A 16068-nucleotide genomic window follows, 5' to 3' on the forward strand; every position below is an offset into this window, starting at 1 on the left:
CACGAGCCAGCCTGGCGAGTGAAGCTCGTCATGCTGACATCTTCTTGGCCCGCGAGTCTGCAACGGTGTCGCCGGACCGTGCTGGTGCCGGTCACTCAACCTCCGGCCGGTTTTGGTGCGTCCGCACGATCGCCGCTCAGCACCCGGGTGTAGAACGCGGCCTCCAGCTCCAACGACCGGGCGATGTGTTCGGCGCGCTCGAAGCCGTGCCCTTCGCCAGGCCAGGAAACGTAGCGCACGTCGCGGCCCAGCGCCCGCAACTCGTCGACCATCCGCTCGGTCTGGTCGGGCGGGCAGATCGGGTCGTCGGTGCCCTGCACGACCAGCAGCGGGGCGGTGATGCCGGCGATCTTGTTGATCGGTGAACGGTCCCGATAGGACTGTCGCAGGGTGTGCCAGTCACCGATCAGGTAGTGGTCGTACCCGGCCTCGTACTTGTGCGTCACCTGGTGCACCGCTTCCAGGTCGGCCACCGGGAAGTACGCGGTGCCGGCGGCGAACGCGGCGGTGTCGGCCAGCCCGCTCAGGGTGGTGAAGCCGCCGGCGGACCAGCCGCGCAGCACGATCCGCCCGGGGTCGGCGGCGCCGCGGTCGACCAGGTACTCCGCCGCGGTCACGCAGTCGGCCACGTCCAGTTCGCCCCAGCGGCCGTGCAGCGCGGTGCGGTAGGGGCGGCCGTAGCCGGTGCTGCCCCGGTAGTTCACGTCCAGCACGGCGTAACCGCGGCTGGTCCAGAACACCGCCGCCATCAACGCCATCACGCCGAGGCTCAGCGCGGCCGTGGCGGCCTTGACCGGGCCGCCGTGCGCGATGACCACCAGCGGCGGTGGGTCGTCCGTCCGAATTGGACACGGTGGGTAGTGCAGGGCGTGCAGCACGCCGCCGTCCGGTGCCGGCACCGCCAGCACCTCGGGCAGGCCGAGCAGCCGCGCGTCGATGGCCACGGCGCTGCCGGCGCGCAGCTCGTGGCACCGGGCCGGGTGCCACCGCCACACGCCGACCGGGCGGACCGGCGAACCACCCAGGAACACCACGTCCGAACCGGCGAACCGGGGCTGGGACACCTCCCAGCAGTCGGTGGGCAGCTCGGTGACCTCGCCGTCCGACCGGTTGATCCGGACCAGGCGGGCCCGCCCACCGTCGCGCACCGCGGCCACGACCTCGGTCGCCGACACGTCGTAGGGGACCAGGCCCATCGCCCCGGCAGCACCGACCTCGGCGGCCATCGGAGCGACCGGGCGCACCTCGGTACCGTCCCAGGCGTACAGGTTCCACCAACCGTCCCGATCGGACACGAAGTACAGGGTGCCGTCCGGCGCCCAGCGCGGGTGGCACACCGACTCGGTGTCGCCGCCGGCCACCAGCACGGCCGGTCCCGGCCTGCCGTCGGCGTCCAGGCCGGCCACGTACAGCAGGGTGCCGTCCCAGGGCATCCGGGGCAGGTCCCAGCACTGCCAGGCCAGCCGGTCACCGGCCGGGGAGACCCGGGGCGCCAGGTAGAAGTCGTGGCCCGCGCACAGTTCCACGGGTTCGCCACCGTCGAGCGGCACGGCGACCACGGTGTTCAGCGGCAGCGGGTCCGGCCCTCGGTGGTCCTCGCACACCGCGATCAGCCGGTCGCGCCGCCGGTCCGGTGCGAGGTCGGCGTAGCGGCGGGCGTCCGGCGGAGTCAGCGGCCGCGGTTCGGCGCCCGGCGGGATCTGGTAGATCCGCTGGTCGGTGGCGGCAACGAAGTACGGGACGCCCTCGTCGACCAGCACGCTGGCGCCGCCGTACTCGTGCACCAGGGTGCCCACCGACCACGGCGCCGGGGTCAGCTCGCGACAGCCGTCCGCGGCCAGCAGGACCGTCCGGCCGTCCGCCGGGCGCTGCTCCAGCCAGTACACTTCGGACCCGTCGGTGTGCAGCTCGACGAAGCCACGGCCGGCCTCGGCCAGCGCCGCGGCGGGTACCGGCTCGGGTGTCCTCACTCGGCCACCTTCGGCGTGGCACGGGCGCTCATGTGCAGGTATCGGGAACCGTCCGGAAGCCGGTAGAACACCACCGGCTTCCAGGGAGCCGTTTCGTCGCCTCGGGTGACGAACACGTTCTCGGTCACCGGCACCAGGGTCAGCTCCTCCACGGGATCGGAGCTCATCTCGGCCAGTGCGCCGGTTTCTTCCACCCGAGCGATCAACCCGGCCGGTGTGGCGGTCACCTCGATCCGGTTGCCCAGCCGTTCGTACAACCCGGTGTGCTCGGCGATGGGTACCTCCACCGGGGTGTCCGGCGGGGACAGCGGTTCGGGCATCGGCAGGTCGCACAACTCGGCCAGCAGCTCGCGGAACAGGTCGTGGTAGAGGCCCCTGGCGTATTCGCAGTTGGTGAGCAGGGCCAGCGCCACCCCGGCGTCCGGCACCACCCGCAGGAACGACGTCTGGCCGAGCGTGCCGCCGTCGTGGCCGAACACCGACCGTCCCGCCCAGTCGAACAGGATCCACCCGGCGCCCCAGTGCTGGCCCAGTGTCCACGGGTTCGGCACGGCCACCTCCGGCCAGCGCATCGCCGCCGCACCGGCCGCCGGGATCACCGGTGAGCCCGCGTCCAGGTGGGCGCGGGCGAAGGTGACGACGTCCGCGGCGGTCGCGCACAGCGAGGATCCGGCCGGCGCGCTGGAGGCGTGCAGGGTCCAGTTCGGCACCAGCTTCGGTGGTGCGTCGAGGGTTTCGCCAGGGTCGTGGCCGAACGCGACCCGGAACCGGATGGCCTGTTCCGGCAGCGCGGCTGTGTGGTCCAGGCCGAGCGGGTCGAGCAGCCGCTCCTGCAAGACCACGCGCCATGGCTGGCCGCGGAGCCGTTCGATGAGCCGGCCGAGTACCACGTAGCCGGTGTTGCAGTAGGAGAAGGTCGCCCCCAGCGGATGGTTCTGGCCCAGTTCGGCGCAGGTCTTGACGTACTCGGCGATGGCGTCGTCGCCGCGGCCGGTGTCCACGAAGTGATCGCCCTCGATGCCGCTGGTGTGGTTGAGCAGCTGCCGCACGGTGACCCGCTTGGTCACCTCCGGGTCGGCCACCGCGAACTCGTCCAGCACGTCGGCCACCGGCGAGTCCAGCGCCAGCCTGCCCTCCTGGACCAGCTGCATGATCAGGCTGGCCGTGTAGGCCTTGGTGATCGAGCCGATCTGGAACACCGAGTCCGGGGTGGCGGCCACCCCGGTGTCCACATTGAGCACACCGGCGGCGGCCTGGTGGATCTCGCCGTCGACGAGTACCGCCAGCGACGCGGCTGGCACCCGGTGCCGCTCGAGCAGTTCGGTCAGCCGACGCTGCCAGGCCGCTCGGTCCACCATCAGTCCTCCTCGGTTACCGGTGTCGCGGCGCGCACCGCGTTGATCAACCCGGCCAGCAACGCGGCCCGGCCGGGTAACTCCGCGACGATCACGTGCTCGTCCACGGCGTGCGCGTTGCCGCCCACCGCGCCCAACCCGTCCAAGGTGGGAACGCCTTGCGCGGCAAGGTGGTTGCCGTCCGAGCCACCGCCGACCGAGGTCCCGCGCGGCGGCGACGTGCCGAGGTCGGCGCAGACCTGACCGGCCAGCTCGAACAGCCAGGCGGACGCACTCGGTTCCAGTGGGGGCGCCGACATCAGCTCCCGCACCCGCACCCGGGCTCCCGGCAGGTGCGCGGTCAACGACCGCAATGCCTCGTGCACCCGGCGTTGCTCGGCGAGCGTGGGTGCCCTGCTGTCCACGCTCAGCGTGGCGGCCGACGGCACCGTGTTGGCCGTCTGGCCCGCGGCCAGCACGGTCGGCGTGACCGAGGTGCCCGGTGCGGCCAGTTCGGCCACCGCGAGCACCTGCCGGGCGATCTCCGTGGTGGCGTTCACCCCGCGCTCCGGTTCCAGCCCGGCGTGCGCGGCCCGGCCGGACACCGAGATCTCGTACTGGGCGATGCCCTTGCGCGCGGTCTTCAGCGCGCCGCCGTCCGCGCTGGGTTCGGTGACCAGCGCGGCGGCGCAGCCCCGGCCCGACTCGGCCAGCAGGTCCCGGGCGGTCGGCGAACCCAGCTCTTCGTCACCGCTGACGAAAACGGTGATCCCGTCGAGGTCGTCGAGCGAGGCGAGGGCGTGGAAGATCAGTACCAGGCCCGCCTTCATGTCGAAGCAGCCCGGCCCGGTGGCGATCCCGTCGGTCACCGCCCACGGCAGCTCCCGCAGCGTGCCGACCGGCCACACCGTGTCGTGATGCCCGACCAGCAGCACCTTGGCCTGGCCATGGCCGAACTTCCAGCGCAGGTGGGTGCGCCCGGACACCACCAGTGACTCCGGGGCCGCGCCGAGCAACCGGCGGCCCTGCTCGGCCAGCACTGCCGCGCTGTGCGCCAGCGCCGCCGGGTCGGTCGCCGGCGACTCGCAGCTGACCAGCTCACCGAGATCGTCGACCATGGCGGCCAACCGGCGCTCGAACCAGGGCACTCCGACCAGTTCCATCGGCCCAGCCTGCCGGTCGGGGTACCGCCGAAGTTGGTGCCGCCGCACATCTCACCACGCGAGTCTTCGGTGAAAGGTACGAAGTTCTGATCACCCGCTGGCGGCGAGGATTTCGGCACACCCGGCGCGGCCGGGACGGCAAACCGGACGGAGACGAATGACCAGCGCGTTTGACCGGTTCATGAGCCGGGCGTTGCACCGCGCGGCCGAGCCGCTGGTGCGGACCCGGCTGGTGCTGATGCGCGACGGCGTACAACTGGCCGCGGACGTCTACCTGCCGGACGACACCGGCGCGCCCGCCCCGGCGATCGTCACGGTCACTCCGTACGACCGGCGCAATCCAGGGCTGATCGTGGACGAGGCCCGGTACTACGCCGCCCACGGTTACGCCTTCGTCGCGGTGGACACCCGCGGCCGCGGTCAGTCCGACGGGGAGTGGGCTGCGTTCGTGCACGACGCCGAGGACACCTACGACGTCATCGAGTGGACGGCGGCGCAGTCCTGGTGCGACGGGGCGGTGGGGATGACCGGGCTGAGCTACATGGGCTGGGTGCAGTGGGCCGCCGCCGCGCTGCGCCCGCCGCACCTGCGGTGCCTGGTGTCCACTTCGGCCTGTGGTCGCTGGCAGCAGGAAATCCCTTACACCAACGGGGTTTTCCAGCTCTTCTTCGTCTGGTGGTGCTGGCGGTTGCGCGGCAGGGCGATCACCTCGCCCTCCTCGGACGACCCGGACTGGGACAAGGTGCTGCGGCACCTGCCGGTCGGCGAACTGGGTGAGCTGCTGGACCTGCCGGGGTCGACCTGGCCGACGCTGATGGCGCACGACGTGCTGGACGAGTTCTGGTCCCGGTTGCGGCTGGACGGCCGCTACCAGCTGATCGACGTGCCCTGCCTGCACGTCACCGGCTGGCACGATCTCGAGGACCTGCTCGGCGCCATGCACCACTACGAGCGGATGGTCGCCGATTCCCCCGCCGCGGACCGGCAACGGCTGCTGGTCGGACCGTGGAGCCATCTGAAGTCCCGGTTCCCCGCCTCCCAGTACGCCGGCGAAGATCTGGGTGAGGACGCCGCGGTGGACATGGACGCGGTGCACCTGCGCTGGTTCGACCACTGGTTGCGCGGCGCGGAAAACGGCGTGCCTGCCGAGCCGAAGGTGCGGGTGTTCGAGCTGGGCAGCAACCGGTGGCGCACCGCCGACCGCTGGCCACTGTCCACAACGGACACCTTGCTGCACCTCGGTTTCGATGGCGCCGAGGGCACGCTGACCGCGACCGGCCGGGGCGGGTACCGTCGGTTCCGGTACGACCCGGAGGACCCGGTGCCCACCCAATTCGACCTGGCCACCTACCCGGTGTCCGACGTGGCGCTGGACCAGACCGAGATCGAACGCAGGCCGGACGTGCTGACCTACACCACCGAGCCGCTGACCGAGCCGCTGACCGTGTCCGGGAAGCCGGAGCTGCAGCTGAACGCGTCGACCGACGGGGAGGACACCGACTGGCACGTCAAGCTCACCGACGTGCGCCCGGACGGCCGCTCCATCCAGGTCACCCGGGGCTGCCTGCGCGCCGCGCACCGCGACGACCCCGCTCTGCCGACCGCGCTGGTACCCGGCCAGGCGTACCGGTTCGACCTCGAGCTGTGGCCGACCCAGCACACCTTCGCGGCCGGCCACCGCATCCGGGTCACCGTCACCTCCAGTGACTTCCCGTGGTTCGCCCGCAATCTCAACCGGTTCGGCCCGATCGCCACCGCGATCGACCCGCGAATCGCGGTGAACACCGTCTACCCGTCCAGGTTGCGGCTGCCGACCGAGTCGCCTGGTGCCGAGCTCGGTACCCAACCTCCTGCGGAAGGACCCTCTGATGACTGACCTGGATCATGCGGCGCTCGGCCGGATGGTGACCACCGAGCTGGACCGATGGGGCGTCGCCGGGGTGGCGCTGGCCGCGGTGCACGACGGCGAGGTGGTGCTCGCCGACGGGTTCGGCAGGCGGGATGTGGACGGCGAACTGCCGGTCACCGCCGACACCCTGTTCGACCACGGCTCCACCGTGAAGGCGTTCACCGCGGTGCTGGCCGCCACCCTGGTCGAGGACGGCCTGCTGGACTGGGACACCCCGGTCCGGGAGTACTGGCCCGCCTTCGCGTTGCACGATCCGGTGGCCACCCAGCGGGTGAGCATGGCCGACCTGCTGTCCCACCGTTCCGGGCTCGCCCGGCACGAGTGGGCCTGGCTGGCCAACCCGTCGCTGCCGCTGGCCGAACTGGTCGCCAGGGCCCGTCACCTGCCCTCCGGCGCGGACCTGCGCACCACCATGGACTACACCAACATCGGCTACGCCCTGGCTGGCGCGGCGCTCGGCGAGCTGGCCGGCTCGGACTGGGCCAGGTCGATGACGGCTCGTGTGCTGGCGCCACTGGGTATGACCCGGACGGTCACCGCGCCCGAAGGAGCCGATACCGCCGATCGCGCGGTGCCCTACACCGAACGGGACGGCAGGCGGGTCGCGCTGCCGCCGAGGACGCTGGCCCCGGTCGCCCCTGCGGGCCAGCTCCTGTCCTGCGCCACCGACATGGGCCGGTGGTTGCGGTTCCAGCTTGGCGACGGCCGACCGCTGTTGTCCGCGGCGCGGCTGGCCGACACGCACCGGGTGCACATCCCGGTGGCGGTGCCCGACCCCGACCCGGCCGTGCGCTACCACGGTTACGCGCTGGGTTGGATGGCGGGCGACTGGCGCGGTCACCGGATGCTGTGGCACAGCGGCGGCCTGGACGGGCACCGGGCGGACATCCTGCTGCTGCCCGAACTCGGCATCGGCGTGGCAGCCTGTGCCAACCACAGCCCGACCACCGGCCTGCCGCTGGCCCTGACCTACCACGTGGCCGATCTGCTGCACGGCGCGCGGCCTCGCGCCTGGTCCGCGGAAATGCACGTCCAGGACCAGGAAGACGCCGCCGAGGCCCAGGAGACCGAAGAACCCGCGGCGGCGGAATCGCCGACGCCCGAGGCACTCGCCGAGTTCGCCGGTAACTACGAACACCCCGGCTACGGAAGGCTGACCGTCACGGCCGACGACACCCTGCGGGTCCGGCTCGGCGAACTGGAGCTCACCGCCGAGTACCGCAACCACGACACCTGGACGGTGGCGTACCGGTCCGGGGACGTCGTGCTGGACGCCAGTTGGCCGCTGACCTTCGGCCGGAACCCGGACGGCGAGCCGGTCGAGGCCGCGCTGCCGCTGGAACCCGACGTTCCCTTGATCAGGTTCACCAGGGTGGCGCCGCCGGCCAGCACGTCCGGTGCGGCCCGGCTGGACCGGGTGGCCTGGCAGCGCCGGCTGACCGAGCTGCTGGCCACCGTCAAGGCACCCGGCGCGGTGTTCGCCTTGCTGCGCGACGGAGAACTCACCGAGTGCGCGGCCGGGGTGGCCAACCTGGACACCGGCGCACCGGTCACCGCCGACACCCTGTTCCCCATCGCCTCGACCACCAAGCCCTACACCGCCACCCTGGTCATGCAGCTGGCCGACGAGGGCCTGCTGGACCTGGACGCGCCACTGCGCGACTACCTGCCGGACTTCGAGGTGGCCGACCCGGAGGCCACCGCCACGGTGACCACCCGGCAGCTGCTGGCGCACACCAGCGGTATCGACGGCGACAAGTACGACAGCTACGGCCGCGGCGACGACGCGCTCGAGCTGTACGTGGCCGGCTGCGCCACGCTGGACCAGATGCAGCCGCCCGGCGCCACGTTCTCCTACTGCAACAGCGGATACTCCATCCTGGGCCGACTGGTGGAGGTGCTGCGCGGCACCACCTGGGACGCCGCGCTGCGCACCCACCTGCTGGACCCGATCGGTGCCGACCAGACCGGCACGCTGCCCGAGGAGCTGATCTGGCGCCGGCTGGCCGCCGGCCACCTCACCAGCGACGCCGGGCAGGCACAGGTGTTGCGGGCGTGGGAGAACGACCGCGCCGAGGGACCGGCCGGTGGGGTCGTCGCCTCGGCCGGTGACCTGATTCGGTTCGCCCGGCTGCACCTGGACCGGGGGATGACCGACGGCACCCGCGTGCTGTCGGAGGCCGCGGCCGCCGCCATGCTCACCCCCGCGGTCGAGCTGCCGGACCAGGACGACTGCACGCACTGGGGCCTGGGCTGGGAGCTCCACCGCAGATCCGGGCCGCACCTGTTCGGGCACGGAGGCGACCTGATCGGGCATCACGCACGGCTGCTGTGCTGCCCGTCCGCCGGGCTTGCCATGGCGGTGCTGGTCAACGGCGAAGGCGCGGACGACGTCGCCGATCCGCTGTTCCGCGCGGCACTGGCCGAGGTCGGCGCCACCCTCCCGGACCCAGTGCGGCCGCCGCAGGTGCCGGCCCCGGTCGACCTGACCGAGTTCGCCGGTGTGTACCGGACCGTCGCGGTACGCGCCACGTTCACCCCGGCCGACGGCGGGCTGACCGGTACGTTCCGGGCGCTGTCCACGGAGATGACCGACCTGCTGCCGGAATCGCGGCACGAGCAGCGAATGCACTTCGTGCCCACCGGCGGTGGCCGGTTCGTCACCGGCCTGCCGGGGCACGACCGGTGGATGTCGGCGGTGTTCTACCGGTCCAACGGCCAGCGGTACCTGCATTTCGGCCTGCGCGCGATGCGTGCCGAGTAAGGGTGTTCACGACACCTGTCCCATCCGGTCGTTTCGTACTGGATTCCTTGCCCGGCAGGGCTTTCTGGATCTGTCCAGAATGGACTTGCACCGGCTGCCCGGTGAGCGCGGACGGAATCGGCACGCGGGGCCCGGCCGGTGCCGCCGGGTGGCCCTAGCGGGATCAGACAGCGGCGTCGATGGCGATGATGCCCACTCGCCGCGCGTCGACCAGCAGCAGGAATCCGTGCCGTGCCCACCATCGGGGATGTCCACGAGATCTTCCTGAATCGCTTGCGCCCCAACGCCCGGCGACATCTCCGGTTCGAGCTGAACAGGGCGTGCCGCGCCCGCGCCGCCGATCGCGTCCACTGAGGACGCGTGCGCTCACCGTGCCGATCGCCGGTCGGCGAGCGTTCGCCGACCGCGGGATGTGCGGCCCCACGGCTTCACGACCGACAGCACGGTGGTGAACAGCAGCACCGACGTCATGCCCAGCGAGCCGGTCAGGATCGTCGGCGACAGCGCGCTGAGATCCCTGTCCGGCCGCTCGGCGGTGATGGCGATGGCCTCCTTGACCCACTGCGACTGGTAGAACGTGGCGAACAGCATCGCGAGCACCGTCACCACCAGTTTCGTGGTCACCCAGTAGTGCTTCAGCACGCCCCACCGCGTGCCCAGCGACACCACCAAGCCGGTCGCCAGGCTCACCAGCGAAAGCGGAATCATCACGTACCTGTCGCACGCGTGGACCATCTCGAACGACGCGTGCCGCGCCACCGGTTCTGCCCACCCCGCGACAGCCCCCAGCACGGTCATCGCGTACGCCGTGCCCAGCCAGCCCACCGAACCGGCCACGTGCGCGACGAGCCACACCTTGCGCGAACGCGGTTTCAGCCGCCGTTCCTCCGGCCGCGTCGCGCTCTTCCACACCATCATCGGGCAGTCCCCCGGGAATCGATCAACACGGGACCACGCTAGGGAGATCCGGCCGTCACGTCGTCCGCCTGGCGTGCGGGCCCGCTACACGATTCGCGTACGCGGCGCGTTGAGTCAGCCGGGCGTCACCACACCCCACTGGTATGCGCACACCACCAGTTGCACCCGGTCGCGGACGCCGAGCTTGCTCGTCGCGCGGCTCACGTGCGTGCGCACCGTGGCCGGGCTGATCAGCAGCCGGCTGGCGATGTCGCCGTTGCTCAGCCCGAGTCCGACCAGCCGCATGACCTCCAGTTCCCGCTCAGTGAGCCGGGCCAGCTCCGAGCGGCCGGACACCGCGCGCGGCGGCGACGAGCGCAGGAACTCCCGGATCAGGTGCCGGGTGGCGGACGGTGCGAGCAGCTCGTCGCCGGCGGCGACCGTGCGCACGGCGGCGAGCAGCTGGTCCGGCTCGCTGTCTTTGAGCACGAACCCGCCCGCGCCGGCACGCAGCGCCGCGAAGACGTGCTCGTCCAGGTCGAACGTGGTGAGGACGAGGACGCGCACCGCGTCGAGCGCCGGGTCGGAGGTGATCAGCCGGGTGCCTTCGATGCCGTCGGAGCCGGGCATCCGCACGTCCATCACCACTACGTCCGGCCGGATGGCCCGCGCGACCGCGTGCGCCCGCGCACCGTCGCCAGCCTCACCGACCACCTCGATGTCGCCGTCGCTCGGCAGCAGCGTTCGCAACCCGGCCCGTACCAAGTGCTGGTCGTCGGCGACCACGACCCGGATCACCCGCCCACCACCGGAAGCCAGGCGCGCACCCGGAATCCCCCGGACGGGACGGGGCCGGCGCTGAGCCGTCCACCTAGAGCGACCACCCGGTCCCGGATGCCCGCGATGCCCTGGCCGGAGCCACCCGGCGACGGATTCCCACCGCCGGTGTCCACCACCTCCACGGTCATGTCGTCCTCCCCGTAGGTCAGCCGTACCGCGGCCGAGGCGTCGTCCGTGTGCTTGAGCACGTTGGTGAGGGACTCCTGCACCACGCGATAGGCGCACGTCTCCACCGCGCCCGGCATCGGTCGCACCCGGCCGATCACCTCCAACGACACCGACCGGCCGCCGCGCCGGACCCGGTCGACCACCTCGCCGAGCCGATCCAGCCGCAGGTGGTCCGGGGCCGTCGGTGCCGGCTCGCGCAGCGAGGTCAGCACCCGGCGCAGATCGGCGAGCGCCTCGCCGCTGGACTGCCGGATGGTGGTCAGCGCGGCACGGGCCTCGTCCGGCTGCCGGTCGAACAGGTGCACGGCCAGTCCGGCCTGCAGGCTGATCAGGGACAGGCTGTGCGCCACGACGTCGTGCACCTCGCGGCTGATCGCCAGCCGGTGCTCCACGGCGAGCCGCTCGGCGTGCTCGCGCTCGACCAAGGCCCGCTGCCGCAGACGCTCGTCTACGGCATCCCGGCGCAGTCGCGCGATCTTCGCCAGCAACGCGGGCAGCCCCAGCCACAGGACCACCGCGAACACGGCGGGCAGCACCTCGACCGGCCGCGCCAGGTCGGTCTGCGCACCTACCAATGCGGTGAACGACAAGCCGAGCGCACTCCATGCCACCGGTGGCTTGGTCGTGAGCGCTACCGCGTACGCGGTGACCGCGAGCGCGAGCACCACCGGCCCGTACGGGTAGCCCGCCACGAGGTACGTCCCCGTCACCAGGGTGATCGCGATCAGGGTCACCACCGGGCGGACGAGCCGCAGCGGTACCAGCGCCACGGCGAGCGCCATCAGCACCCAGGCGAACTCGTCCAACGGCACGCGTGGCGGGGCCTGCCCTGCCGCGGCCACGGGTGTACCGAGGGCGACCGCCGCGCCGAGGGCGGTCACCAGGAGAACCTCGCGTAGCGTTTCCTTGCGCCAACGCACGATTCGACTCTAGCGCGACGACGTTGAGCGCTGGAAGCACAGCGGGTACGCATCGTCGTTCTGGCGAGGCGCTCACCTACCACCGGACGGCCGCGCGGTTCGCGGCGCATTCGTCCTAAATGGACTCGGCAGGTGGCGCTGTTCGCGAGCCCGGCATACTTCGGTCGCGACGCGTGTGGGGAGAGCGGCGCTCGCCCGGTACAGTCACGCGGAGTTCATCCCGCACGACGTGACCGACGGTGGCGGGCTGGGGTCCGGTGAGGAATGAGATCGATGACCATCGTTGCACGGCATTCCACCGACGCCGACCGGGCGTGGAAGCAGATCGCGGCGCTGTCCCCGAAGATGGGCTTCTACCTCGACAGCGTCGCGGAGAACACCAGTGCCCTGTCCACGGTGTGGCGCCGGGCGCTGCTGCTCGGGCAGTACCGCACCGTCGTCGACCCGGGGGCCGAGTCCTCGGAAACCTGGGCGGACCTCGGTCTCGCCGCGCAGGCCGCGGCCGCCGTCTTCGCCGCGGCCACCGCGCCCGCTGGCGAAGAAGTCAACGCCGTGGTCGGCCGTCCCGTCACGTTCGCCGCCACCGGTCCCCATGACGACGCGCACCCCGGGGCGTGGGTCACCGCGGCCTGGCTCGCCGTGCTGCGGCGGGACAACGCGGTGATCCAGCAACTCGCCGCGGTGCCGCTCGACGTGCTGCGCGCGTCGGGCGTCGAGCACGACGCGTACCTGATGCCGTGGGTCGAGACGTTGCAGGCGTTCCTCGCGCACCGCGAGGTCACACCGGAGATGTTCGTGCCCGCGATGGACGGCACCGATCCGGACACCGCGCGGTTCACCCCGCCCTCGGCGATGCTGCAGCTCGTGTACCCGCCGATCCGGATGTTCTACTACGTGTTGCGCCGCGACACGGAGAAGTTCACCGAGGCCTACGTTGCCGCACTGGAACGGCACCGCGCGTTCTGGACCGCCGAGGGCAGGGAGGACGACCCCAGCGGCTTCCTCGCGCTGGCCCCGCTGGCGGTGGCGGTGCTGGCCCGCACCGTGGGCATGACGTTCGACGTGCGGTCCGATTACGCGCCGGCGAACCTGCTTTCGGGCGCCGTTCCCGCGCGGAACGACTGATCGCGGGCGCGGGTGTTCCGCTCGGCGCGGTTGTCGGCGTCGGGTGTACCAGTGGGGTCCACTAAGGACTTTTCGGCCCGACCTACGCCTCCTGGCCCAACCAGGTCGGATACTGCGCTGGAGGCGCTCGCCCCCATCGGAGAATCGTTCGACCCGCGGATCGGTCGACACGAAAAAGGGCTGGACTCGCAGGTCCAGCCCCGGCTGTCGGGATGACAGGATTTGAACCTGCGACCCTCCGCTCCCAAAGCGGATGCGCTACCAAGCTGCGCCACATCCCGGCGCCCCGAGGGGCGGTGTGCACCCAGCCTAGCGGCTACCGCTAAGCTACGTCCGCGCGGTCCTCGATCGCGCATGCGGGCGTAGCTCAATGGTAGAGCCCCAGTCTTCCAAACTGGCTACGCGGGTTCGATTCCCGTCGCCCGCTCGCAATCCGTCGTGTTCGGTGGCCAGATGCGAGGATCAGCGCCTGGCCACAGCCGGATCGGCTTCGGTGGCTTTCGCGCCGGACCGTAGACTCGAGGCCTTATGGTCGCCACTCTTGTCGCGAAGGACCTTGCTGCGGGGCACGGGGATCGCGTTCTCTTTTCCGGGTTGGACCTCGTCGTCGCACCCGGCGACGTCATCGGGCTGGTCGGCGTCAACGGCGCGGGCAAGTCGACGCTGCTGCGCACCCTCGCCGGGCTCCTGCCGGTCGAAGGCGGCACGGTGCGGGCGAACCCGCCCGCCGCGACGATCGGCTACCTCGCCCAGGAGCCGGAGCGGCTGGCAGGCGAAACCCTGCGGGGCTTCCTCGCCCGCCGCACCGGGGTGACGGCGGCGAAGCAGGCGCTCGACCAGGTCACCACGGCGCTGGCCGACGGTGAGCGCGGCGCCGAGGACGACTACGCCGAGGTACTCGACCGTTGGCTCGAACTCGGCGGCGCCGATCTGGACGACCGCGCGGGCGAGGTGGCCGCGAGCCTCGGCCTCGAGGTGCCCCTCGACCAGCCCATGACCGGGTTGTCCGGCGGCCAGGCCGCGCGGGCGGGCCTTGCCGCGCTGCTGCTGAGCCGGTACGACGTGTTCCTGCTCGACGAGCCGACGAACGACCTCGATCTCGACGGCCTCGAACGGCTCGAACGGTTCGTGTCGGGGCTGCGGGCGGGCGCCGTGATCGTCAGCCACGACCGCGAGTTCCTGTCCCGCACGGTCACCAGCGTCGTCGAGCTGGATCTCGCGCAGCAGCAGGTTCGCGCCTACGGCGGTGGGTACGAGGCCTACCTCGAAGAGCGCGAGGTGGCGCGACGGCACGCGCGCGCGGATTACGAGGAGTACGCGAACACGGTGGACGCGTTGACCGCCCGCGCGCGTGCGCAGCGCGCCTGGATGGAAAAGGGCGTCAAAAACGCGCGCCGCAAGGCCGGTGACAACGACAAGGTCGGCCGCAAGTTCCGCAGCGAGGCGACGGAAAAGCAGGCCGCGAAGGCACGGCAGACGGAACGGCTGATCGAGCGGCTCGAGGTGGTGGAGGAACCGCGCAAGGAGTGGGAGCTGCGGATGGAGATCGCGGCGGCGCCGCGCTCCGGCGCCGTCGTCGCCTCGCTCACCGGCGCGGTGGTGCGCCGGGGCCCGTTCGCGCTCGGCCCGGTGCACTTCCAGCTCGACTGGGCGGACCGGGTCGCCATCACCGGCCCGAACGGCGCCGGGAAGTCCACGCTCCTCGCGGCGTTGCTGGGCAGGGTGGAACTGGCCGAAGGGCACGGCGCGCTGGGGTCCGGCGTCGTGGTCGGCGAGGTCGACCAGGCCAGGAACCGCTTCCTCGGCGACGAACGGCTGGTCGACGCGTTCGCGGCCGAGGTGCCGGAGATAACACCGGCGGACGTCAGGACGCTGCTGGCGAAGTTCGGGCTCAAGGCGCCGCACGTGATCCGCCCGGCCGCGACGCTGTCGCCGGGGGAGCGGACGAGGGCGGCGCTCGCGCTGTTGCAGGCGCGCGGGGTGAACCTGCTCGTACTGGACGAGCCGACGAACCATCTTGACCTGCCCGCGATCGAGCAGCTCGAATCGGCGCTGGCGAGCTATTCCGGCACGCTCCTGCTGGTCACGCACGACCGCCGCATGATCGAAGCGGTGGAGACCACGCGGCGGCTCGTCGTCGAGCACGGGAAGGTCGCCGAGCTGTAGCGCGGCGGCCCTCCCGTGCCCGCCGCCGCGACCGGGGATGGGGGCCGCGGCGGGAGTGTCCTACTTGGACAGTGCGATCTCGAGGTCGCGCCCGGCGCTGTTGTTGTTGCCGGACAGGATCTTCGCGACCAGCGACGCCTCTTCGGAGTTCGGGCCGGTGGTCCACGGGTCGCACTTCGCGCCGCCGGTCTGCATCAGCGCGCCGCAGTCGCCGTCGTGGCCGAGGCCGAGCGCGTGCCCGAACTCGTGCGCCGCGGTGTGGACGTGGTGCTCCGGGTGCTGGGTGTTGAGGTCGTTGTTCCAGAGCGTGGGATCCAGCGAGATGGTGGTGCGCCCGTTCGACGCGCACTTGGTGGACCCGTAGGCGTCGCCGAGATCGCGCGAAACGAAGGTGACGTTCGGGGTGCCGGAGGTCGCCTTCACCTCGACGTCGGCGTTGGACGAGTTCCAATTCGACACCGCGGACCGGATGGCGTCCGCCATCGAGCCGTCACCGGTGTCGTCGCGGTAGGTGACCACGTTGGTGCCGTTCTCGTGGCTCGGGGTCACCCCGCAGCCGTCCCATTCCACGGCCGCGGACGCCGACGGTGCCACGACGACCCCGGTCGCGGTGACGGCGGCGAACACGCCGACCGCCCCGACATAGCGCAGACTGCTCAATTCTTCGATTCCTTCCACGAGCCACCGTCCGAAGTGGAACGGGTGGGCGGGCCCCGACGGCCCGTTTCGAGTGGTGACCCGGACCACGATCATCGGCGTGCTGGGCACGCACAATACGTATTTCGATAGGGGTTTCCGCGTGCCGCGGAGGC

Annotated in this window: 11 protein-coding genes and 2 tRNA genes; 5 read left to right on the forward strand and 8 right to left on the reverse strand. The window is 71.7% G+C overall.

Annotated elements, in window-relative coordinates:
* Positions 1-95: 95 nt before the first annotated feature.
* Genes HUW46_RS35080 through HUW46_RS35090 form a run of 3 tightly spaced genes read right to left on the reverse strand, consistent with a single transcriptional unit; the run spans position 96 to position 4467 of the window.
* Positions 96-1970 carry a S9 family peptidase gene (locus tag HUW46_RS35080; protein ID WP_215543022.1) on the reverse strand — a complete coding sequence of 625 codons (1875 nt, stop codon included), beginning with the start codon at positions 1968-1970 and terminating at the stop codon, positions 96-98.
* Positions 1967-3328, reverse strand: a complete 1362-nt coding sequence (locus HUW46_RS35085; protein WP_215543023.1) for a serine hydrolase domain-containing protein — start codon at positions 3326-3328, stop codon at positions 1967-1969. The genes HUW46_RS35080 and HUW46_RS35085 overlap by 4 nt, the downstream gene beginning before the upstream one ends.
* Positions 3328-4467: a M20 family metallopeptidase gene (locus HUW46_RS35090; protein WP_215543024.1), complete on the reverse strand. Its 1140-nt coding sequence runs from the start codon at positions 4465-4467 to the stop codon at positions 3328-3330. Before HUW46_RS35090 ends, HUW46_RS35085 begins: the two co-directional genes overlap by 1 nt.
* Before the next feature lie 157 nt (positions 4468-4624).
* Here HUW46_RS35090 and HUW46_RS35095 point away from each other — a divergent pair, with 157 nt between their 5' ends.
* Both HUW46_RS35095 and HUW46_RS35100 read left to right on the forward strand, forming a co-directional pair.
* Positions 4625-6343, forward strand: a complete 1719-nt coding sequence (locus HUW46_RS35095; protein WP_215543025.1) for a CocE/NonD family hydrolase — start codon at positions 4625-4627, stop codon at positions 6341-6343.
* A complete protein-coding gene (locus HUW46_RS35100) occupies positions 6336-9140 on the forward strand; it encodes a serine hydrolase (RefSeq protein ID WP_215543026.1) in 2805 nt (934 codons plus the stop codon). The genes HUW46_RS35095 and HUW46_RS35100 overlap by 8 nt, the downstream gene beginning before the upstream one ends.
* A gap of 366 nt (positions 9141-9506) precedes the next feature.
* Here HUW46_RS35100 and HUW46_RS35105 read toward each other — a convergent pair whose 3' ends face one another.
* The 3 genes from HUW46_RS35105 to HUW46_RS35115 form a co-directional block, all read right to left on the reverse strand.
* Positions 9507-10058: a hypothetical protein gene (locus HUW46_RS35105; RefSeq protein WP_215543027.1), complete on the reverse strand. Its 552-nt coding sequence runs from the start codon at positions 10056-10058 to the stop codon at positions 9507-9509.
* A gap of 114 nt (positions 10059-10172) precedes the next feature.
* A complete protein-coding gene (locus tag HUW46_RS35110) occupies positions 10173-10835 on the reverse strand; it encodes a response regulator (protein ID WP_215543028.1) in 663 nt (220 codons plus the stop codon).
* On the reverse strand, positions 10832-11965 hold the full coding sequence (locus HUW46_RS35115; protein ID WP_215543029.1) for a sensor histidine kinase: 1134 nt from the start codon (positions 11963-11965) through the stop codon (positions 10832-10834). The genes HUW46_RS35110 and HUW46_RS35115 overlap by 4 nt, the downstream gene beginning before the upstream one ends.
* A 273-nt stretch (positions 11966-12238) precedes the next feature.
* Between HUW46_RS35115 and HUW46_RS35120 the strand changes: the two genes are divergently transcribed.
* Positions 12239-13090, forward strand: coding sequence for an immunity 49 family protein (locus HUW46_RS35120; protein WP_215543030.1), 852 nt, complete (start codon positions 12239-12241; stop codon positions 13088-13090).
* A 207-nt stretch (positions 13091-13297) separates the two neighbouring features.
* Here the strand turns inward: HUW46_RS35120 and HUW46_RS35125 are convergent.
* Positions 13298-13371, reverse strand: a tRNA-Pro gene (locus HUW46_RS35125).
* A 75-nt stretch (positions 13372-13446) separates the two neighbouring features.
* Here HUW46_RS35125 and HUW46_RS35130 point away from each other — a divergent pair.
* A tRNA-Gly gene (locus HUW46_RS35130) sits at positions 13447-13517 on the forward strand.
* Between the two features lie 101 nt (positions 13518-13618).
* Complete coding sequence (locus HUW46_RS35135; protein ID WP_215543031.1) at positions 13619-15256, forward strand: ABC-F family ATP-binding cassette domain-containing protein; 1638 nt, start codon at positions 13619-13621, stop codon at positions 15254-15256.
* Between the two features lie 60 nt (positions 15257-15316).
* On the opposite strand, the gene HUW46_RS35140 is transcribed toward HUW46_RS35135, so the two are convergent.
* Entirely contained in the window at positions 15317-16024 is a 708-nt protein-coding gene (locus tag HUW46_RS35140) for a snapalysin family zinc-dependent metalloprotease (protein ID WP_215543032.1), read from the reverse strand.
* Between the last annotated feature and the right edge of the window lie 44 nt (positions 16025-16068).

This window comes from Amycolatopsis sp. CA-230715 (genome assembly GCF_018736145.1).
Lineage (GTDB): Bacteria > Actinomycetota > Actinomycetes > Mycobacteriales > Pseudonocardiaceae > Amycolatopsis.

Coding starts and splice junctions, on each gene's coding strand:
- HUW46_RS35085 (WP_215543023.1), bottom strand. CDS start 3,328: ATGGTGGACCGAGCGGCCTGGCAGCGTCGGCTGACCGAACTGCTCGAG.
- HUW46_RS35090 (WP_215543024.1), bottom strand. CDS start 4,467: ATGGAACTGGTCGGAGTGCCCTGGTTCGAGCGCCGGTTGGCCGCCATG.
- HUW46_RS35095 (WP_215543025.1), top strand. CDS start 4,625: ATGACCAGCGCGTTTGACCGGTTCATGAGCCGGGCGTTGCACCGCGCG.
- HUW46_RS35100 (WP_215543026.1), top strand. CDS start 6,336: ATGACTGACCTGGATCATGCGGCGCTCGGCCGGATGGTGACCACCGAG.
- HUW46_RS35105 (WP_215543027.1), bottom strand. CDS start 10,058: ATGATGGTGTGGAAGAGCGCGACGCGGCCGGAGGAACGGCGGCTGAAA.
- HUW46_RS35120 (WP_215543030.1), top strand. CDS start 12,239: ATGACCATCGTTGCACGGCATTCCACCGACGCCGACCGGGCGTGGAAG.
- HUW46_RS35135 (WP_215543031.1), top strand. CDS start 13,619: ATGGTCGCCACTCTTGTCGCGAAGGACCTTGCTGCGGGGCACGGGGAT.